This is a genomic window from Telluria antibiotica, from assembly GCF_011682055.1.
Classification (GTDB): domain Bacteria; phylum Pseudomonadota; class Gammaproteobacteria; order Burkholderiales; family Burkholderiaceae_D; genus Telluria; species Telluria antibiotica.
This window is the reverse complement of sequence record NZ_JAAQOM010000006.1, coordinates 55,550-75,923: the sequence shown is the minus strand read 5'-3', so window position 1 is coordinate 75,923 and position 20,374 is coordinate 55,550. Positions and strand designations below refer to the sequence as shown.

Below are 20,374 nucleotides of genomic sequence, written 5' to 3'. Positions count from 1 at the left end.
CGACGCGTCCGTGCTACATTGCCGGCTTTACCGGACACACGCGATGATCTCCATGTTCCTGCAATCCCGCACGGGCGCGCTGGCCGCGGCGCTGCTGCTGGCCGGCTGCGCCAGCTTCGGTCCCGGGCAGCCGCCCGCGGCCGCCTTCGTCGTGCTCGGCACGGACGGCGCTCCGCTGGCACGCGCCATCACGACGGCACGCAACTGCCCCGCGATCACCATCGATGGCCGCACGGCGCCGATGGCGGTGCGCGCGCCGTTCGCGCCGATCCCGCCGCGCGGCAAGGGCCACAGCGCGACCGTTCATCCGGAGGCGCCGTCGAGTCCCGTGCTGTCCTGCGAGACCGCGATCCCGGCGGGCAGCACGCACGTGGACGTCGCCGGCCAGCCGCTCCCGCTGCCGAAGGGCGACGTGACACGCATCGTCGTGATCGGCGACACGGGGTGCCGCCTGAAAGGCAAGGAGTTCCAGGACTGTAACGACCCGGACGCGTATCCGTTCGCGCGCGTGGCCGCGAGCGCGGCCGCGTGGAAGCCCGACCTCGTCGTGCACGTGGGCGACTATCACTATCGGGAAGACCCGTGCCCGGCCGACCGGCCCGGTTGCGCGGGCAGTCCGTACGGCTACGGCTGGGACGCGTGGAACGCCGACTTCTTCGCGCCCGGACGCGCATTGTTCGCAGCCGCGCCGTGGGTCCTCGCGCGCGGCAACCACGAGACGTGCGCACGGGGCGGGCAGGGCTGGTGGCGTTTCCTCGACCCCCACCCGTACGATCCGGCCGCGAATTGCGACGACCCGGCCACCGACGGCCGCGCCGACTACACGGATCCGTACGCCGTCCCGCTGGGTGGCGACGCGCAGCTGATCGTGTTCGATACCGCGGACACGAACTGGAAAGGCTTTGCGCCGGGCGACGCGCGCGTCCAGCGCTACGCCGGCACGTGGCGCAAGATCGACGTGCTCGCACGGCAGCGGCGTCACAACGTCGCCGTCGACCACCACCCGCTGTACGCGTTCGGCGCGACGCGCGATGCGAAGACGGGTGCCGTCACGCTGTTCGGCGGCGACGCCGGCCTGACGCAGGCGTTCGGCGCACTCGACCCGCGCCTGCTGCCGTCCTCGATCGACGTGCTGCTGTCCGGCCACGTGCACCTGTGGGAGCAGGCGAGCTTCGCGACCGACCACCCGACGCAGTTCGTCGCGGGCTTCGCCGGCACGGCGGAAGACATTGTCCCGCTGCCGCCTACGGCCCCCGCCGGGCAGTCGCCGGCGCCCGGCGCCGTGCTCGAGGCCCTGAGTTCCTGGATCGACGGCTTCGGTTTCATGACGATGGAGCGCACGAGCCCGGACACGTGGCGGGTCGTCGTCCACGACCGCGACGGCCGCGAGCGCAACACGTGCACCGTGACGGGACGCCATTCCCGCTGCGCCGTGCCGCAGGTCTGACGGTGGCGCGCCCAAACTACATTGCTACAAAAGTGATTGCCCGCGATACATCGCTTGTGTCACAATGGGCGTGAGCGCAGGGTAGCGTGCAGCCGCCCCGCGATCAGCGATGAGGATTGCTTGTATTGGGCCCGCGGTGCGCCGCGGGCCATTTTTCATGCAGCGCCCACGAACGAGACTCCGCCCGTGCGCGGCGGGCTACATCTGCGACAGCAGCACGTTGCCGCTGGCTTCGTCCGCTTCGAGCAGGGCGATCAGCTTGCCGAGGTCCTGCTCGAGGCGGGACAGCGTGGCGGCGTCGAGCGCGGACAGGGCGTCCGGCAGCACGCCGGCAAAGGGGAGGGGAGCGCTGCGCAGCACGTCGGCCCCGGCCGGCTGGATGCGCAGCGACACGCTGCGGCGGTCGGTGCCTTCGCGGCTCGTCGCCACGAGGCTTCGTTCGACGAGGCTCTTGATCAGGTTGCTGGCCGTCGACTGGTGGATGTCGAGCTCGCGCGCGAGCTCGGTCACGCCGATGCCCGGCCGGCGGTCGATGACGGACAACGCCCACAGCTGGGCACCGCCGACGCCCGCTTCGCGCTCGACCTGGCGGAAATGGGTTTTGACGGCGTTGAAGACGACGCGGAACTGGCGCAATACCCGCGTCGACGACGGTGGCGACGGCAGCGTGTCCGGCTCGGCGGCCGGATTGGAATGAGAAGACGAGGACATGCAAGAATGATAGCGGAAATGCCGACGATCCGCCGAAAAATGACGATCGGACAACGATCCGCCGGGTGCCTGCCATGAACGCGGCACCGGACCTGCGCCGCGAACTGGGCGACTGGCGCCTGTGGGCCGTGCGCGCCACGGTGATGCTGCTCGCCGCGGCGGCCGGCCTGACGGTCGTCTGGTTTTCCTGGCTCGCCGACCAGGCGTACGAACGCTTCCTGGCGCTGCGCGCGCTGGCGTGGTGGAGTCCCCTCGTCTGGACGCCGACGTGCACGGCGCTCGTCGTCTGGTGCACGCGCCGGTGGTTCCCCGGCGCCGCCGGCTCCGGCATCCCGCAGGTGATGGCCACCCTCGACACCAAAGTCGGCGACGGGGAGCGCGGCCTGTTCGTGTCGCTGCGCCTGACGATCGCCAAGATCGTGCTCACCGCCGGCGGCCTGCTGGGCGGCCTGTCGCTGGGCCGCGAAGGCCCGTCCGTGCAGATCGCGGCCGGCGTCATGCTGCAGGCCCGCCGGATGATCCCGGCCGGCAGCGCCGTCGGCATCCACGGCCTGCTCGTCGCGGGCGGCGCGGCCGGCATCGCGGCCGCGTTCAACACGCCGCTGGGCGGGGTCATGTTCGCGATCGAGGAACTGGCGCGGGCGCCGGAACAGCGCTCCAGCGGCCTGATCATCGCCGGCATCGTGCTGGCCGGCCTCGTCGGCGTGTCGGCACACGGCGACGGTGCCTATTTCGGCGTCATCCACGCGCCCGCGGTCGGCCTCTGGCTGTTGCTCCCCGGCCTGTTCGTGGCGATCCTGTCCGGCCTGGCCGGCGGGCTGTTCTCGCGGCTGATGATCGCGTCGCTGTCGGGCAGCGGTCGCGACGTGGCCAGCCGATTGCGCGCACGCCGCCCCGTGCTGTTCGCGGCCGTGTGCGGTCTCGCGGTCGCCATTGTCGGCCTTGCGACGGACGGCGCCGCATTCGGTTCCGGCTATGCGAGCACGCGCCACATGGTCGAGGGGACCGCCGCGATGCCGTTCGCGTATGCACCTTTCAAATTCCTCGCCACATGGCTGACGACGTGGGCCGGCGTACCGGCCGGCATCTTCGCGCCGTCGCTGGCGATCGGCGCCGCGTTCGGCAACGACGTCGCGCTCCTGTTGTACCACGTGCAGGTGCCGGCGCTGATCGCGCTCGGGATGGTCGGCTTCCTCGCGGCCGCCACGCAGGCCCCGCTGACGGCCTTCATCATCGTGATGGAAATGGTCGACGGCCACGCGATGGTGTTGAGCCTGATGGCGTGCGCGCTGGTCGCGTTCGCCGTCGCGCGCCTCATCAGCCGGCCGCTTTACCCGACCTTGGCCAACCTGCAACTCGCGCGGATTCCGACCCCGGCCGTGGCGCCGGAACAACGCGCAGCGGCCGACTGAAGCGGCGCGAAAATAAGACGGTCACGCAGGACCACTATGCTAGGATGGGGCATGCTGACACGGAAAGTGCGCTCCGGCCGCATCCGCCCGCGGTCTCCGACGCCCGCCGCAGTTCTCACGCTGCTGGCGGGACTGGGTCTTACTGCCGTACTGGTCATCGGCATGGTCGACGGCGAACGGGAGCGGGCCCGCTCCGAGTTCCTGCAGCGCGCGGAAATCCGCAACGCCACCGTCACCCGCAGCTTCGGCGACGCGCTCGACGTGCTGCAGGCGGCGAACGCCCTGTTTGCCTCGGTCGGCCTCGCGACCCGCGCCGAATTCGGCGCGTTCGCCCGGCCGCTTCTCGGCAATCACCCGTACCTGCAAGCCGTCGTGTTCCACCGCATGGTCAGCCACGCCGAGCGGTCCGCGTTCGAGGCGGAGAACCGGCGTTTCCGGCCGGATTTCGCGATCCGCGAACGGCACGTGGACGGCAACACGATCACCCTCGTGAACGCGGCCCCGCGGCCGCGCTATCTCGTCGTGGACTATATCGAGCCGACGCAAGGGAACGAGGTCGCGGTCGGCTACGACCTGTTTTCGTACGCGCCGCACGGCACCGCGTTCATGCGCGCCGTCGACACGGGGCAGCCCGGATCCAGCCAGATGCTGCCGCTGCTGCAGCGCCGCGACCACCTCGGCTTCATCCTGCTCATGCCCGTGTACGAGCGCGGCGCGCCGCTGACCAACGCCGCCGCGCGCAGTGCCGCCGCGCTGGGTGACACCGCGGTCATGATCGACGTGGCCGCGCTGGTCGGCTCGACCCTCGAGAAATCGAAGATGCTGCGCAGCAGCGGACTCAGGGTCGAACTGTACGGCCCCGGTGTGGATGGCCCGCAACGCGCCTACTTGCACGACTCGCTGGACAAGGCCTCCGGCCCTGCGTGGCGGGCGTGGTTCGGCGACGCCGTGTTCTCGAACCGCCACCCGTTCCTCGTGGCAGGCATGCCGTGGGAGCTGCGCGTCACGGGACGGTCCAGCGCAATGGCGGGCGGCGCCGGGCCGCTCACGGCGCTGATCCTCGGCTGCCTCGTCAGCGTGGCGACGTCGGCCTACGTGCAAAGCCGCGTGAAGCGCACGCGGCGCATCGAGGCCCTCGTCGAGACCCGCACGGCCGACCTGCACGAGGCGCTCGACGCGCTGCGGCTGTACCGGCGCGCCATCGACGCGAGCGCCAACGCCGTCATCCTCATCAGCGCGACGCGACCCGGCTACCCGGTCGAATACGTGAACCCGGCGTACGAGCGCATCCGCGCCTACAACGCGGCCGACGTCGTCGGGCGGGGCCTGGCGGAGCTGGGCGCGCGCGAGCCCGACCAGGCCGCCGTGGCCGAGCTGCGCGCCGCCATCCGCGAGCGGCGCGAGGGACACGTGTCGATGCGCCTGTCGTGCGACGACGGCCGGGATATGCATGCGGAGGTCTATATTGCGCCCGTCAACAACGAGGACGGCGTCACGACGCATTTCGTGATGACGCAGTACGACGTGACGATGGCCAAGCGCTACGAGGCCGAGCTGGAGGCGCGCGCCCGCTTCGACACGCTGACGGGCCTCGCCAACCGCTCGCTGCTGCACGACCGCATCGACAACGCGATCGCCATGGCGGCCGGGCGCGGCACCGTGTGGGTGGCGGCGCTCGACCTCGACCACTTCAAGTTCGTCAACGACACGCTGGGCCACGACGCGGGCGACCAGTTGCTGAAGGCGGCCGCGCAGCGCATCAGCGCGGCCGTCGAGCGCGCGGACACGGTCGCGCGCACGGGCGGCGACGAATTCGTGCTCGTGCTGCCGGGCCGCGAGAACGAGTCCGAGGCGGCGGCCACCGTGCGCGCCGTGCTGCAGGCGCTGGCCCATCCGCTGGAGCTGTCCGGGCAGGACCTCGTGCTGACGGGCAGCGCGGGCCTCGCTGCGTATCCCGCCGACGGCAGCGACGCGGCCACGCTGATCCAGCACGCGGAGGTGGCGATGTACCGGTCGAAGGAACTGGGCCGCAACATGGTGCAGTTCTACATGCCGACGATGAACGCGCGCGCCCGCGAACGACTCGCGCTGGAGGGCGCGCTGCGCAGCGCGCTCGTGCACGACGAATTCGAGCTGTACTACCAGCCGCAGGTCGACCTGGAATCCGGCGTCGTCGTCGGGCTGGAGGCGCTCATCCGCTGGCGCCATCCGAGCATGGGCATGGTGCGGCCCGACCGCTTCATCAACCTGGCCGAGGAAACGGGCCTGATCGTGCCCATCGGCGCCTGGGTGCTGCGCACGGCGTGCCGGCAGAACCGCGCGTGGCAGCATGCCGGCTTCGGCCCGCTGCGCATCGCGGTGAACCTGTCGGCGCGCCAGTTCGCCGAACCGAACCTCGTGCCCGACATCGCGCGCGTGCTCGACGAGACGGGATTGTCGGCGTCGTGCCTCGAAGTCGAGATCACGGAAAGCCTCGTGATGGGCGACGTGGAGAGCGCGATCCGCACGATGCGCGAACTGAAGCTGATGGGCGTGAAACTGTCGATCGACGACTTCGGCACGGGTTATTCGAGCCTGTCGTACCTGCGCCGGTTTCCCGTCGACGTCCTCAAGATCGACCGCAGCTTCGTGCGCGACATCCCGTTCGACGAGGACGATGCGGCGATGGTCGCCGCCATCATCGAGCTGGCGCGCGGACTGCGCATGCGCGTGATCGCCGAGGGTGTCGAGACGGAGGCGCAGCTCGACTACCTGCGCCGGCGCGGCTGCGACGAGGTGCAGGGCCACGTGTATGCACAAGCGGCGTCGGGCCCCGAAGTCGAGCGCCTGCTGCGCATGGGACGCCACATGCTGCCGCACAATGCGACCGTATGAGCGCGGCCTAACCGACCCGCCCCGGGTCGTCGGCTATACTTGCGGACGTATCGACAAGGAAGCCGACAGGAAACAAGAGTGGATGACCATAACGACGGCAAGCGCTGGGACGGGCGCGAACGCCGCATGATCGACCGCGCGGGTGCCCGCGCCAGGGAAGCCTACGCACGGGCCCACGGCCACCTGATGACGAAACCGCCGCACGTGCGCTGGCTGTACATCGCGGCCGGGTTGCTCCTGTTGCTCGTCACGCTGTTCGCGCTGTGGATCGCGCTGCTGTTCCCCCTCACGCCCGGCATCGAGGACGTCAAGCAGGCGCGCGTGGCGCGGGCCACGGTCGTCGTCTCCGCGGACGGCCGCCAGCTGGCCAGCTTCGAGCAGGGCGTGCAGATGAAGGTGCCGCTGTCGCAGGTGTCGCCGAACGTCGTCAACGCCCTCATCGCGACGGAAGACCACCGCTTCTACGACCACCACGGCGTCGACTTCACACGCATCGGCGGCGCGCTCGTCGCCAGCCTGAAGGGCGATCCGCAGGGCGGCTCCACGATCACGCAGCAGCTGGCGCGCAATATGTTCCGCGACGAGATCGGGCGGGCGCGCAACATCAACCGCAAGCTGAAGGAACTCATCACCGCCTTCAAGATCGAGAACACGTACAGCAAGCCGGAAATCCTCGAAGCGTACCTGAACACCGTGCCGTTCCTGTACAACACGTACGGCATCGAGGCCGCGGCGCACACCTATTTCAACAAGACGGCCGCGCAGCTCAACGAGACGGAAGCGGCCACGCTCGTCGGCATGCTGAAGGGGACGGCCTACTACAACCCCGTGACGAACCCGGAGCGCTCGCTGGCGCGGCGCAACGTCGTGCTGGGGCAGATGCTGAAGGCAGGCGTGTTCGACGAGGCGCGCTACCGCCAGCTCGTCAAGCGCCCGTTGCGCGTGCACTTCGCCCGGCTCGCCGAGCACACCGGACGCGACGACCATTTCACCGCGTACGTGCGGCGCTGGCTGGTGGAGTGGGCCGACAAGAACGACGCCGACCTGCAGCAGGACGGCCTCGTCGTGCAGACGACGCTCGACTACGACCTGCAACAGGCGGCGCTGCAGGCCGTCAAGACGCAGGCGGGCGCGCTGCAGGCCATCGCCGACGTCGACTGGGCCCATTCCTGGCCCATCAACGCGACGACCACGCAACCCTATGTCGACATGCGCGGCGGCGTCAATCCGTTTGAATACTACTGGTCGTCGCACGGCGAGCTGCTCGAGACCTTCGTCCGTGAATCCGCCTCGTACCGCAAGGCAGTGGACGGGGGCGAGAATCCCGTCGCGGCGCTGAAGCGCCTGAAGGCCGACCGCGATTTCATGCGCCAGCTGAAGGCCGCGAAGTCGCGCCTGGAGGCGGGCTTCCTCGCGATGGATCCGAACACGGGCGAGATCAAGGCGTGGGTCGGCAGCCGCGACTTCGAGCGCGAGCAGTACGACCACGTGTCGCAGGCCGCGCGCCAGCCCGGCTCCACGTTCAAGCCCATCGTGTACGCTGCCGCGCTGGAAAAGGGCATCGCGCCCGACCATCCCTACCTCGATGCCGTCACGACGATCCGCTTCGCCGACGGCACCGAGTGGCGTCCGACGGACAACAGCGGCACGACGGGCCGCCAGCTGACCTTGCGCGATGGCCTCGTCTACTCGAAGAACACGATCACGGCGCAGGTCGTGCGCGACATCGGCGTGGCGCCCGTCGTCAAGCTCGCGCAGGACCTGGGCGTCCGCACGAGCAAGCTGGCGAAGGTGCCGTCGATCGCGCTGGGCACGAGTCCCGTCACCTTGCTCGAGATGGTCAATGCCTATTCGACGATCGCGGCGCAAGGCGAATACCGCAAGCCCGTGTTCGTGCGCCGCATCACGGACCGCAACGGCCAGGTCGTCGCCGACTTCGGGCAGCAGACGCCGCAGCGGGTGCTGTCGCAGGAATCCGCGGTCACCCTGATCGACATGATGCGCGGCGTGATCAACCGCGGCACGGGCACGGGCATCCGCTACCGCTTCGGCATCACCGCCGACGTCGCGGGCAAGACGGGTACGACGCAGAACAACGCGGACGCGTGGTTCATCATGATGCACCCGAACCTCGTCGCGGGCGCGTGGGTCGGCTTCAACGACAACCGCGTGACGATGCGCTCCAACTACTGGGGGCAGGGCGGCCACAGCGCCATCCTGCTCGTGGGCGACTTCTTCAAGTCCGTACTGGGCAGCGGCAAGATCAGTGCGGACGCGCTGTTCCCAGGCGGGCACAAGCCGGAGCCCGTGATCCGCCATGAAGAAGCGCCACCGGAAGAGGACATGGAAGAGGGCGGCGACATGCAGCAGGAAGGCGGCCCGCCGGCCGATACGCCGCAGCCGCCGGACAACGAGGCGCCGGCGCCGCCGCAGCCAGAGTTGCAGCAGGAAGGCATCACGCTGCCGCCGCCGAACGACGCGTGACGCGTCACAAAATCGGGGTGCCTCCGGTGACCGGAACCCGCGCGCCCGAGATGTAGCTGGCCTCGTCCGACGCGAGCAGCACGTAGACGGGCGCCACTTCGACCGGCTGGCCCGGCCGCTTCATGGGCACCTGCTGGCCGAAGCTCGCCACCTCGTCCGGCGGCATCGTCGACGGGATCAGGGGCGTCCAGATCGGCCCGGGCGCCACCGAATTCACGCGTATCCCCTTCTCGGCCAGCAGCTGCGCGAGGCCGGCCGTGAAATTGGCGATGGCGCCTTTCGTCGTCGCGTACGCGAGCAGGGTGGGCTTCGGGTTGTCGGAATTGATGGACGTCGTGTTGATGATGCTCGATCCCGGCTTCATGTGCTTCACGGCCGCCTTACAAAGATGGAACATCGCCGCGATGTTGACGGCGAACGTGCGGTCCCATTCGTCGTCCGGGATGTCTTCCAACGACGTGCGCGTCATCTGGAAGGCGGCATTGTTGACCAGGACGTCGATGCGTCCGAATTCCTGCGCGGCGCGGTCGACGATGGCGCGGCAGTGGGCCGGGTCGGCGATGTCGCCGGGGACCAGCACGGCCTTGCGTCCGGCGTCGCGCACGAGGCGTTCCGTGGTGCGCGCGTCGTCGTCCTCGTTCAAGTACGAGATCAGGACGTCGGCGCCTTCGCGCGCAAAGGCGAGGGCAACGGCGCGGCCGATGCCGCTGTCGCCGCCCGTGATCACGGTCGCTTTGCCGGCGAGCCGGCCATGGCCGACGTAACTCGTCTCGCCATGATCGGCCTGCGGGTTCAAGGCTGCTTCGTGGCCTGGCGGGGTCTGTTGTTGCTGGGGTTGCTGGCGCTGTCGTTCTGCGGGCATCGTGGCCTCCTCGAAAAACGTGGAGCCACGGATTCTAGGCCGGGACGCCGGCTCGCGGCGTCCCGTTCCTCTGGTCAATGCATCGGACGGAGCTGCCGGCCGTCCGGACGGCGCGTGTCGCCGTCGTTGGCTGCCGGCTCGTGCACGAGCAGTTCCTGCGCGCGTGGCGCCGTCGAGATGCCCATCTCGCGCAGCATGCGCATCGTCTCCAGCAGCACGGCCTGCTGGGTGCGCAGGAACAGGGGGTAGTTCGCGTCGGACAGGTTGTAGACGACGTCGTATTCCAGGTAGTTCTGGTCCATCGTCGTCAGGCTCACGTGGTCCAGCTTCACCTTGTCCTTCGCCTCGATGATGGCCGACAGCCGCTCCGGCACCTGGGCCGCCAGATCGGCCGGCGTGGCCGGGTTCACGCGCAACGTGTACTGCACGCGCCGCGTGTTCTGGCGCTTGAAGTTGTGCACGGTCTTGCGCAGCAGCTCCGCGTTGGCGATCACGATCTGCACGCCGGACAGCGCGCGGATGCGCGTCGTCTTGAGGCCAACGTGTTCGATCGTGCCGAAGAATTCCGGCACGGAGATGGCGTCCCCGACCTCGAACGGCTTGTCGGTGGCGATCGCGAGCGACGCGAACAGGTCGCCCAGGATGTTCTGCACGGCCAGCGCGACCGCGACGCCGCCGATGCCCAGGCTCGCGACGAACGTCGTCACGTTGATGCCCAGGTTGGACAGCATCGCGAGCAGGAACACCGTCCACACGCTCCATTGCAGCGCCCAGATCACGAGGGTGTGCGCGACCGTCACCTGCTCGTCCTCGAGGCCCCGGCCGTGCACGCGGAAATAGCGGCGCGCCGTCACGGCGATCGCGTGGTGCAGGTACACGGCCAGCTGCGCACCGAGCGTGATGAACCACAGGTGGCCGATGCGCTGGTCCCACGGCGGCGGCAGGTCGAGCAGCGACGCGCCGATCAGCAGCGACGTGGCGACGATCGCGAGATTGCTCGTGCGCGCGATCGTGTGGCGCAGCACGTCGACGATGGGCTTGCGGGCGCGTGGGCCGTCCAACTGGTCGAGCTTGCGGCGGACCAGGTGCACGGCGCCGTGGATGGCCACGAAGCTCACGACGGCTGCCGCGAGCGCGATGGCGGCATCGGTCCAGCCGATGTCGAGACCGGAAACAAAGGCGCGAAGAGTCATTGGGCTCCTTTCGGAAGACGTTCAGGGGAGCGGAGGGATGGCTGGGGGATGCGCACGGATGCGCACCGCCTGCCGGCGCGTGGGCGCGGCGCCCACGCCCGTGGCGGAAGAGCAGGGTGGCGACGGCGCGGGCAGGACGCCGCGCCGCGCACCTGTCAGTGACGCGTGCCGGAGATGTGCTGGCGCACGGCGTCGGCGCTGTTCCCGGCTTCCTTGACGGCATTGGCCAGCTCTTCCTCGGTGACGCCCAGTTCCTTCGTCCAGTACTGGACTTCCCATTTCTCGTGCATGTTGATGCGCGAACGGTCCTGCCCACCGCGGTTCTGCAGATTGTCGGACATGATGGCCTCCTTGATCGGTATGAGCGCAGCATGCCAGCGAGCGTGGCCGTATTCCGTTCGGTGTTTCACGTTGCGGGCACATGAAATACCCATTATTTTCGGGTTTCGCCCGGCAAACCGCCTGTCGCGGGTTGCCTTGGGCTTACGGCACGAGGGGGTTTTGTTGTAGGCTAGCGCGATCGACAACCAGGAGACTTGCATGACGAAGCCTTACGACACCGCCCAGCCCGAGCGCAGCGCCATCGACGCGCTGCCGGGGGTGGTCGCCCTCGATTTCGGTACCAACTGGTGCGGCTATTGCCAGGCGGCCGCCAGCCACATCGACGCCGCGCTGGCACCGTACGCCGGCGTGCAGCACATCAAGGTCGAGGACGGTCCCGGCCGCAAGCTGGGGCGCTCCTTCAAGGTCAAGCTGTGGCCCACCGTCGTCGTGCTCAAGGATGGCCAGGAAGTCGCGCGCGTCGTGCGTCCGGTCGACAGCCGCGAACTGGCCGACGCGCTGACCCAGGCCGGTGCCGCATGAGCGGGGCTGCCACGCATGCGCATCCCGCGCGGAACCGCCCGGCGACCGTCCTGTTCGCCAGCCTGATCGGCACGACCATCGAGTTCTTCGACTTCTACATCTACGCCACCGCGGCCGTGCTGGTGTTCCCGAAGCTGTTCTTCCCGGCCAGTGACGCCGCCGCGGCCACCCTGCAATCGCTGGCGACGTTCGCCATCGCGTTTTTTGCGCGCCCCGTCGGCTCGGCCGTGTTCGGCCATTTCGGCGACCGCGTCGGGCGCAAGGCCACGCTCGTCGCGGCGTTGCTCACGATGGGCCTGTCGACCGTCGTGATCGGCCTGTTGCCGACGTATGCCACGATCGGCACGGCGGCGCCGCTGCTGCTCGCGCTGTGCCGCTTCGGCCAGGGCCTCGGCCTCGGCGGCGAATGGGGTGGCGCCGTGCTGCTGGCGACGGAAAACGCACCGCCGGGCAAGCGCGCCTGGTACGGCATGTTCCCGCAGCTGGGCGCGCCGATCGGCTTCTTCCTGTCGAGCGGCGTGTTCCTGCTGCTGTCCGGCATGCTCAGCGATGCGGAATTCCTCCGCTACGGCTGGCGCATCCCGTTCCTGGCCAGCAGCCTGCTCGTGCTCGTCGGGTTGTACGTCCGGCTGAAGATCACGGAAACCCCGGATTTCCAGGCCGTCCTCGACCGCAACGAGCGCGTGAAGCTCCCGGTCGCCGCCGTGTTCGCGAACCATACGCGCGCGCTCGTGCTGGGGACGCTGGCCGCGCTGGCCACCTTCGTCGTGTTCTACCTGATGACCGTGTTCGCGCTGAGCTGGGGCACGTCCGCGCTCGGCTATTCACGCCAGCAGTTCCTGCTGCTGCAGCTGGGCGCGATCGTGTTCTTCGGCCTCACGATCCCTGTCGCGGCCGTGCTGGCGGACCGTCACGGCCGCCGCGCCGCGATGATCCTCGTGTCCGTCGGGCTCGCGCTGTTCGGCCTGCTGTTCGGGCCGATGTTCGGCTCGGGCAAACTGACGTACGTCGCACTGTTCCTCGTGCTGGGCCAGTGCCTGATCGGGCTGACGTACGGCCCGCTGGGCACGCTGTTGTCGGAACTGTTCCCGCCGGAAGTGCGCTACACGGGGGCGTCGCTGACGTTCAACCTGTCCGGCATCCTGGGCGCGTCGCTGGCGCCGTATGTGGCAACATGGCTCGCCACGAACTACGGCCTGCAGACGGTGGGCTGGTATCTCAGTGCGGCGTCCATCATCAGCCTCGTCGCGCTGCTGTTGACGGCACCGGCACCCCGGGGAACCCCGGCCGCCGCACGCTGACGACTACACGGGAGGAGCGATGGGACTCTTGGGCGGGTGCATGTGCGGCGCGGTGCGCTACGAGGCGGAAGGCGAGCCGTTCCACCCCACGTTATGCCATTGCGTGGATTGCCGCCGCGCGAGCGGGGCGCCCGCGCTCGCATGGTTCAGCGTGCGGCGCGACGCGCTGCGCTGGACCCGCGGCACGCCCGCGCTCAATCCGTCCAGTCCCGGCGTCGAACGGCAGTTCTGCAGCGCGTGCGGCACGCAGCTGACGTGGCGCGGCGCCGCGGCGCCGGACGAGATCGACGTGACGATGGGCAGCCTGGACGATCCGAACGCCGTCGCGCCCGCCGACCACACGTACGAAGCGCAGCGCGTGCATTGGCTGCACCTCGCAGATGAAATGCCGCGTTACCCCGAGACACGTGATCAAACCAAATAGTATTGACGTGGAAGACACATTCATCGGTATCTTTGCAACAAAATTACAAGATAGTACATAAAGATGAGCACGAAACATTAGCAGATCGTTAAAATGGAGTTCCAACCATTTACACGGAGAACTTCATGTTCAAGTCTGTCCTGCGTCTTGCCACCGGTACTGTCCTCTTGTCGGCCGCGCTGTGCGCGTCCGCCGAGGCCGCGACGTACCGGGACTTCAAGGTGTCTGGCGTGCTGCAGGAAATTCCAGGGCCGTCCTCGCGCTGCGCCTCGAATTACGGCGGCACCATCCTGGGCTACGGCACGAGCAGTGTCGGCAAGGTCACGTTCATAGCCACCGATTGCATCACGCCGAACGGCGCCACCTATACCTTCAGCGACGGCAAGTTCATGATCACGACCATGAGCGGCGAGCTGATCTTTGCGAACTACAGCGGCCAGTTCGTGCCGACGGGCGACGGCGCCAAATACGTATTCAGCAATGCCACGTTCCAGATCACGGGCGGCACCGGCCGCTACGCGAAAGCGAGCGGCGGCGGCGACTTGGCCGGTACCGAGGATCTCGTGACGGGGCAGGGCACGATCCAGCTGACGGGCTCGATCCTGTCAAAATAAGAGCAGGATAGAAAGGAAAACGGCCGGGTCGCCCCGGCCGTTTTTCATGGGTTGTGCTCGTGGCGAACGCGACCGATCAGAACGAGTAGACGAGCGTCAGCGACGTCTGCGTATCCGTGTTCTTCTTCGTGTCCGGCACGTTCGTATCGTTGCGGGCGCTGAACGCCGCCTTCATCTGCATCGTGCCGTTGATCTTCGTGCTCAGCGCCGTCTCGGCGATCGAGTGCATGTTCGACGTGCCCCGCTCCACGCTGACGCTCTGCGAGAACGCGGCGGACGGGCTCACCCGCCAGCGCAGCTGCGCCGCGCCGCGCACGGTCATGCCGGATTCGATGCCCCCGGTCGCATTCTCTCCGTGGAAGTAACCCGGACCCACTTCGACGTCCACGGTCTCATTATCGCGCTTGAGCAATTGCGTACCGTAACCGACACCCACGGACGAGTAACGCGTGTACGCACCGAACTTGTCGTTCACGTGCGAGCCCAGCAGGAACGCACGGTTCCCGTCTTCCAGCAGCTTGAACGCCGCCTTCGCCGAGACGGAGTAGCGTTCGGCCGACCGCGTGCGTGTCGTGCTGCCGTCGCCGTGGTGCGTGACGTCTTCCTTGAAATACCCGCTGAAGATGTACTCGTTGCTCCAGTTGGCCATTTCGTGGCGCGCATCGACCTTGCCCGTCACGGACGTGCCTTCGGTGTTGCCCGACGTCGTGATTGCGCCTAGTTCGGCCGACGTGTACCAGTTGCTGCCTTCCGGTATCGCGGTCGCGGGCGCCTGGGTGAAGTAACTGGACGAGGGCACGCTGTCGCCGAGGTCGTCCGGAGCGGCCATCGCCGCTCCCGCGCTGGACAGGGCCAGCACACAAAGCATCAGAGATTTCATGGGCATTGGTACGGCTGCCTTGCGTCGCCATCGAAGCGATGAACAGCCTGGAGTTCACGGATCGTCTGCCGGGCGAGCTCCGCCGGCGGAGGCGACATTGTAGCCCAAAGCGCCGACGGAAATACTTTCGCGCGGAAATTTTACATATTGACGTGGAGGAACGAATCGAAAGATAATGCAATTGTCAACTAAAGAATGATTATGTTTGCAATTCCGGGCAACTGTTGCCTAAAATCTCTACTTTGCCGACATACCGGCGTGAATGTGTGAAGGGAGCACTTTGATCAGGCTAGTCATCGCCGACGATCATGAATTGATCCGGGAAGGAATCAAGAAGATCGTACGGCCCTGCGTCGACCTAAAAATCGTCGGCGAAGCCGCGGACTTGAAGCAAGCCATCGCTCTAATCGCCCAGGTTCGCCCGGACGTCGTGATCCTGGACCTGACGCTGCCCGACTTCGACGGGCTGGACGGACTCGCCGAATTGCGCCGCCACTTTGCCGACCTGCGGGTCGTCATCCTCAGCATGCATCCGGAGGAGCGCTATGCGCTTGCCGCGTTGCGCGCCGGGGCGCTCGGCTACGTGTCGAAGGCGATGGCGTCCGCCGAGCTCGTGGACGCCGTGCGCCGCGCGGCGCAGGGAGGCACGTGGATCGGCCCGCGTGTCGGCGCGCTGCTCGCGCAGGAGACGCTGCCGGGCGACCGGCCGCCGCACCACAGCCTCACGCCGCGCGAGGCGGAAATCGTCGCGCTGATCGGTGCCGGCCTGCAGATCAAGCAGGTGGCCGCCGAACTGGGGATCAGCATCAGTTCCGTCAACACCTACCGCAGCCGTATCTTCCGCAAGATGGGGTTATCGACGAACGCCGCGCTGATCCGCTATGCGCTGCAGCACGGCTTGGCCGGCTGAACCCCGGACAAGTGTTGTTTTTGTTCCAATATTGAAACATTGTTAAAGTACGGCTGTCATAAAATTCGCGACAGCCAATGTGAAGTCTGCGCGTGAAATTGTGTCGCCAAGTGTGAAATCCGTGTAAAACGGACAGACATCGTTGCAAGTGTAAATACAGTCGCGGACGGCTGCCGGCCCTCGGTCGCATATTAATGCTTCGCTATCTTGGCTAGTATCAAAGCATTAATGCCAAAGCAATACGTCGAAGGCCGGCATGTAGGGATTACCGCTGGCCGCAGCGTGCCGTCACGGCCGCTGACCGAGTCACGGACCGGGAGTATCCCATCATGACCACGCACGCGACAGAGCACTCCACCCGGCCGTACGACATCCTCGTGGCCGAGGACAGCCCCACCCAGGCCCGCCATCTCGCGCAATTGCTCGCACAGGATCAGGATTGCCCCGCGCACGTACGCGTGGCGGCGGACGGCGCGTCCGCGCTGCAGGCCGCGCGCGAGCACGTGCCCCACCTCGTCATCAGCGACATCGCCATGCCCGGCATGGACGGCTACATGCTGTGCCGCGCGCTGAAGGACGACCCGCGGCTGGCCGCCGTGCCCGTCCTGCTGTTCACACGCCTCACCAGCCTGCAGGACCTCGTGCGCAGCCTGGAGGCGGGCGCGGACGGCTTCGTGCGCAAGCCCTACGACGACGCCCAGATGCGCGCCCGCGTGCGCCGCATCCTGCATGGCCGCGCCGCGGGCAACCTTGCCGGGCCGCTGGACGTCATGGCCGAAGAGCGGCGCCACATCCACGAACTGCTCGTCGCCACGCATGACGAGGCGCTGCGACTGAATGCCGAACTGGCCGCCCAGGGGGCGGAACTGGCGCGGACGGTCGATTCGCTGGCCATCGTGGGCAACATCGCGGCCGCCCTCAACGAGGCCGCCGGCGAGGGCGACGTCGCGCACGCCGCGCTCGACCACTTGCTGCGCGTGCCGTCCGTCGCCGGCGCCGCCATCGCCGCGCTCGATGCGGACGGCGTCACGCGCCCGCTGGCGCAGGGCGGCGACGTGCCGGGACCGCACGAGTGCGGATGCGCACAGGACCCGACCGCCGGCGCCGCGGCGGTCGTCTGCTTGCCGCTGCAGACGGGCGGGCGCCCCCTTGGCTTGCTGCACGTGCGAGCGGCGCGCGAGGGCTTCGCCGCAGAGGACCGGCAACTGCTCGCCAGCGTGGCGCAACAGGTCGCCCTCGCGCTCGAGCGCGCGCGCCTGTACACGCGGGCGGAAGCGCTCGTCGCCGAGCGCACGGCGGCGCTGCGCTCCGAACGCAACCGCTTGTCCGCCATCGTGGAGTCGGCAGGCACCCTCGTGCTCCAGACGGATCCGGATGGGCGCATCGTGACGTTCAACCGCGCCTGCGAGGAATCGCTGGGCTGCCGCGCACGCCACGCGCTGGGCCGCTTCTACTGGGACGTCGTGCGCGGCGCGGACGACCCCGACGCCATGCGCCGTGCGCTCGCGGGCCTGGCGGACGGCACGCCGCCGCCGCGCCTGCAGGGCGACTGGCGCACGAAGGCCGGCCGCACGCGCAGCATCGCCTGGACGCACACGCAGCTGCGGCGCGAGGACGGCACCGTCGAATGCGTCCTCGCCACGGGTGTCGACGTGACGGAATTGCGCGGCGCGGAGCAACGCCTGCACTATGCCAACAACTATGACAGCGTCACGGGCCTGCCGAACCGCGACCTGTTGCGCGAGCGCCTGCGCCGCATGAAGGCGGAGGCGCGCGACGACGGCGGCATCCTCGGCTTCATGCTCGTGCGCTTCGGGCGCATGGCGCTGATTCGCGAAGCACTCGGGCCGGTCGCCGAACAGGCCTTGCTGCAGGAGGCCGGCAACCGGCTGCGCGAGGTGGCCGGCCCGGACTTCGTCGCGCGCTTTTCGGAAGGTGCGTTCGCATTCCTGCTGCAGCGCGCCGACGCCGCGGAACTGGCCCCGTGCGCCCGCCGCTTGCTCGCCGCGCTCGGCGCGCCGTACACGCACGACCAGGAGGAATTCCACCTCGACCCGGCCATCGGCATCGCCGTCTATCCGAACGACGGCGTGGCCTACGAGACGCTGGCCCGCGGTGCGGAGACGGCGCTGCGCCAGGCCGCGGACGGCGCCAGCCAGCGCTGCGCGTTCTACCGGCCGGAACTCAACAGCGGCGCCAACGACCGCTTCAAACTGGAGAACGCGCTGCGCCGCGCGCTCGAACGGGACGAGCTGGAATTGCATTACCAGCCGCAGATCGCGGTGGGCGGCGGCATCGCGAGCGCGGAGGCGTTGCTGCGCTGGCGCCATCCGGAGCGCGGCTTCGTGCCGCCGACGGAGTTCGTGCCGTTGGCCGAGGAATCGGATCTGATCCTCGAGATCGGCGAATGGGTACTGGAACAGGTGTGCGACCAGTTGCGCACGTGGCACCGCGCGGGCGTGCCGGTGGTGCCCATCGCGGTGAACCTGTCCGCGCACCAGTTCGACGACAGCATCCTCGGCACGGTGCGGCGCGTGCTGGACGACTGCGAACTTGCTCCGGAATTGCTGGAGCTGGAGCTGACGGAAAGCGCGTCGATGGCCGACGCCGGCAAGAGCTTCGCGCTGCTCGCGCAGTTGAAAGACCTGGGCGTCCGGCTCGCCATCGACGATTTCGGCACCGGCTATTCGAACCTGAACTACCTGAAGCGCTTTCCCGTCGACCGGTTGAAGCTGGACCGGTCGTTCGTGCACGAACTGGAAACGGACGCGGACGACCTCGCGATCGCGCGTGCCGTCATCGCGATGGCGCACGGCTTGCGGCTGTCCGTCGTGGCGGAAGGGGTGGAGACACCCGGCCAGCTGGAACTGCTGGCCGGGCTCGGGTGCGATCACGTGCAGGGCTGGCTGTTCAGCCGGGCCGTGCCGGCGCCGCAGTTCGCGGCGCTGCTCGCGCGAGGAGCCGGTCAGGTCCCGATGTAGACGATCTTGAAGGCGAAGAGGGCGGCGATCACCCAGATCACGGGCTTCACTTCGCGCGCGCGTCCCGTCGTCAGCTTCAGCAGCGCATACGTGATGAAGCCGAATGCGATGCCTTCCGCGATCGAGTAGGTAAACGGGATCACGAGCGCCGTGATGGCGGCCGGCACGGCTTCCGTCGTGTCGCTCCAATCGATGTCGCCGACGTCGCGCAGCATCAGGCAGGCGACGAACAGCAGGGCGGGCGCCGTCGCGTACGCGGGCACGACACCCGCCAGCGGCGCGATGAACAGGCAGGCGAGGAACAGCACGGCGACCGTCAGTGCCGTCAGGCCCGTACGGCCGCCGGCCTGCACGCCCGCGGCGCTTTCGATGTACGCGGTGGTGCTCGACGTGCCGAGCAGCGAGCCGGCGACGATCGCGGCGCTGTCGGCCAGCAGGGCCTTGTTCAAGCGCTCCATCTTGCCTTCGACGAGCAGGCCCGCGCGGCTCGCGACGCCCATCAGGGTGCCCGTCGCATCGAACAGCTCGACGAGGAAGAACACGAGCACGACGTTCAGGATGCCGACGCCCAGCGCGCCCTTGACGTCCAGGTGGAGCAACGTGGGCGCGATCGACGGCGGGGCCGACACGAGGCCGCGGAACGTGTTCCCGCCGAAGAAGAACGAGAGGATCGTCACGACGACGATGCCGATCAGGATCGCGCCGCGCACCTTCAGGCGGTCCAGGGTGACGATCAACAGGAAGCCGACGACGGCCATGATGGCTTCCGGCTTGTGCAGGTCGCCCGCTTGCACGAGCGTCGCCGGGCTGGCGACGACGATGCCTGCGCTCTTGAACGCGATCAGCGCGAGGAACATGCCGAGGCCCGCCGTGATCGCGACCCGCAACGAGCGCGAGATGCCGTTCACGATCAGCGCGCGCAGCCCGAACACGGAGACGAGGATGAACAGGCAGCCGGACACGAACACGGCGCCCAGTGCCGCCTGCCAGGGCACCTTCATGCCCAGCACGACGGCGTACGCGAAGTAGGCGTTCAGGCCCATCCCGGGCGCCATCGCGATGGGGTAGTTGGCGTACAGGCCCATGACGAGGCTGCCCAGCGCGGCGACGATGCACGTGGCGACGAATACGGCGTCCTTCGGCATGCCGGCGTCGCCGAGGATCGTCGGGTTGACGAAGATGATGTACGCCATCGTGAGGAAGGTGGTCACGCCAGCGAGGATTTCCGTCCGGGTGTCGGTGCCGCTCTGGCGTAGTTTGAATAATTGTTCGAGCATGGGGTCTTGGCTCCAAAGGCATGGTTGCGGACCCGTTGTTGTTCGTATGCATCTCGAGTCCGATGACCGAAGCATAACATCCGACCCCGGGCCCGGCGAAGGCGGCCAGGATGATAGTGAACATCTGAAAAAGAGCACTT

The 20,374-nt window shown here is 68.1% G+C and carries 16 protein-coding genes; 10 read left to right on the top strand and 6 right to left on the bottom strand.

Going from position 1 to position 20,374, the window contains the following annotated elements; all coding sequences use genetic code 11:
• Positions 1-43 precede the first annotated feature (43 nt).
• Positions 44-1,447, top strand: coding sequence for a metallophosphoesterase family protein (locus tag HAV22_RS11440; RefSeq protein WP_229421190.1), 1,404 nt, complete (start codon positions 44-46; stop codon positions 1,445-1,447).
• 198 nt (positions 1,448-1,645) lie between these two features.
• On the opposite strand, the gene HAV22_RS11435 is transcribed toward HAV22_RS11440, so the two are convergent.
• On the bottom strand, positions 1,646-2,158 hold the full coding sequence (locus tag HAV22_RS11435; protein WP_166859206.1) for a MarR family winged helix-turn-helix transcriptional regulator: 513 nt from the start codon (positions 2,156-2,158) through the stop codon (positions 1,646-1,648).
• Between the two features lie 74 nt (positions 2,159-2,232).
• Between HAV22_RS11435 and HAV22_RS11430 the strand changes: the two genes are divergently transcribed.
• The 3 genes from HAV22_RS11430 to HAV22_RS11420 all read left to right on the top strand — a co-directional run bounded on the left by HAV22_RS11430 (position 2,233) and on the right by HAV22_RS11420 (position 8,928).
• Entirely contained in the window at positions 2,233-3,570 is a 1,338-nt protein-coding gene (locus HAV22_RS11430; protein WP_166859205.1) for a chloride channel protein, read from the top strand.
• Positions 3,571-3,621: 51 nt separating this feature from the next.
• Entirely contained in the window at positions 3,622-6,444 is a 2,823-nt protein-coding gene (locus tag HAV22_RS11425; protein WP_166859204.1) for a bifunctional diguanylate cyclase/phosphodiesterase, read from the top strand.
• Between the two features lie 78 nt (positions 6,445-6,522).
• Positions 6,523-8,928: a penicillin-binding protein 1A gene (locus HAV22_RS11420; RefSeq protein ID WP_371869612.1), complete on the top strand. Its 2,406-nt coding sequence runs from the start codon at positions 6,523-6,525 to the stop codon at positions 8,926-8,928.
• Positions 8,929-8,932: 4 nt separating this feature from the next.
• Here the strand turns inward: HAV22_RS11420 and HAV22_RS11415 are convergent, their stop codons facing one another.
• The 3 genes from HAV22_RS11415 to HAV22_RS11405 form a co-directional block, all read right to left on the bottom strand.
• Complete coding sequence (locus tag HAV22_RS11415) at positions 8,933-9,790, bottom strand: glucose 1-dehydrogenase (protein ID WP_166859203.1); 858 nt, start codon at positions 9,788-9,790, stop codon at positions 8,933-8,935.
• A gap of 74 nt (positions 9,791-9,864) precedes the next feature.
• Positions 9,865-10,983, bottom strand: coding sequence for a mechanosensitive ion channel family protein (locus HAV22_RS11410; RefSeq protein WP_166859202.1), 1,119 nt, complete (start codon positions 10,981-10,983; stop codon positions 9,865-9,867).
• 155 nt (positions 10,984-11,138) lie between these two features.
• Positions 11,139-11,324, bottom strand: coding sequence for a DUF3606 domain-containing protein (locus tag HAV22_RS11405; protein ID WP_166859201.1), 186 nt, complete (start codon positions 11,322-11,324; stop codon positions 11,139-11,141).
• A gap of 199 nt (positions 11,325-11,523) precedes the next feature.
• On the opposite strand from HAV22_RS11405, the gene HAV22_RS11400 reads away from it, so the two are divergent.
• The 4 genes from HAV22_RS11400 (at position 11,524) to HAV22_RS11385 (ending at position 14,186) form a co-directional block, all read left to right on the top strand.
• Positions 11,524-11,847, top strand: coding sequence for a thioredoxin family protein (locus HAV22_RS11400; protein ID WP_166859200.1), 324 nt, complete (start codon positions 11,524-11,526; stop codon positions 11,845-11,847).
• Positions 11,844-13,148, top strand: a complete 1,305-nt coding sequence (locus HAV22_RS11395; protein WP_166859199.1) for an MFS transporter — start codon at positions 11,844-11,846, stop codon at positions 13,146-13,148. The genes HAV22_RS11400 and HAV22_RS11395 overlap by 4 nt, the downstream gene beginning before the upstream one ends.
• A gap of 19 nt (positions 13,149-13,167) precedes the next feature.
• Entirely contained in the window at positions 13,168-13,572 is a 405-nt protein-coding gene (locus HAV22_RS11390) for a GFA family protein (protein ID WP_166859198.1), read from the top strand.
• A 125-nt stretch (positions 13,573-13,697) separates the two neighbouring features.
• Positions 13,698-14,186 (top strand): hypothetical protein, encoded by a 489-nt coding sequence (locus tag HAV22_RS11385; RefSeq protein WP_166859197.1) that lies wholly within the window; start codon positions 13,698-13,700, stop codon positions 14,184-14,186.
• A 76-nt stretch (positions 14,187-14,262) separates the two neighbouring features.
• Here the strand turns inward: HAV22_RS11385 and HAV22_RS11380 are convergent, their stop codons facing one another.
• Positions 14,263-15,066: a DUF481 domain-containing protein gene (locus HAV22_RS11380; RefSeq protein ID WP_308789213.1), complete on the bottom strand. Its 804-nt coding sequence runs from the start codon at positions 15,064-15,066 to the stop codon at positions 14,263-14,265.
• 262 nt (positions 15,067-15,328) lie between these two features.
• Here HAV22_RS11380 and HAV22_RS11375 point away from each other — a divergent pair, with 262 nt between their 5' ends.
• Both HAV22_RS11375 and HAV22_RS11370 read left to right on the top strand, forming a co-directional pair.
• Entirely contained in the window at positions 15,329-15,976 is a 648-nt protein-coding gene (locus HAV22_RS11375; protein ID WP_229421189.1) for a response regulator, read from the top strand.
• 329 nt (positions 15,977-16,305) lie between these two features.
• Complete coding sequence (locus HAV22_RS11370; protein ID WP_166859194.1) at positions 16,306-18,957, top strand: GGDEF/EAL domain-containing response regulator; 2,652 nt, start codon at positions 16,306-16,308, stop codon at positions 18,955-18,957.
• On the opposite strand, the gene HAV22_RS11365 is transcribed toward HAV22_RS11370, so the two are convergent.
• On the bottom strand, positions 18,942-20,234 hold the full coding sequence (locus tag HAV22_RS11365; RefSeq protein WP_208296152.1) for an NCS2 family permease: 1,293 nt from the start codon (positions 20,232-20,234) through the stop codon (positions 18,942-18,944). The genes HAV22_RS11370 and HAV22_RS11365 overlap by 16 nt on opposite strands.
• Between the last annotated feature and the right edge of the window lie 140 nt (positions 20,235-20,374).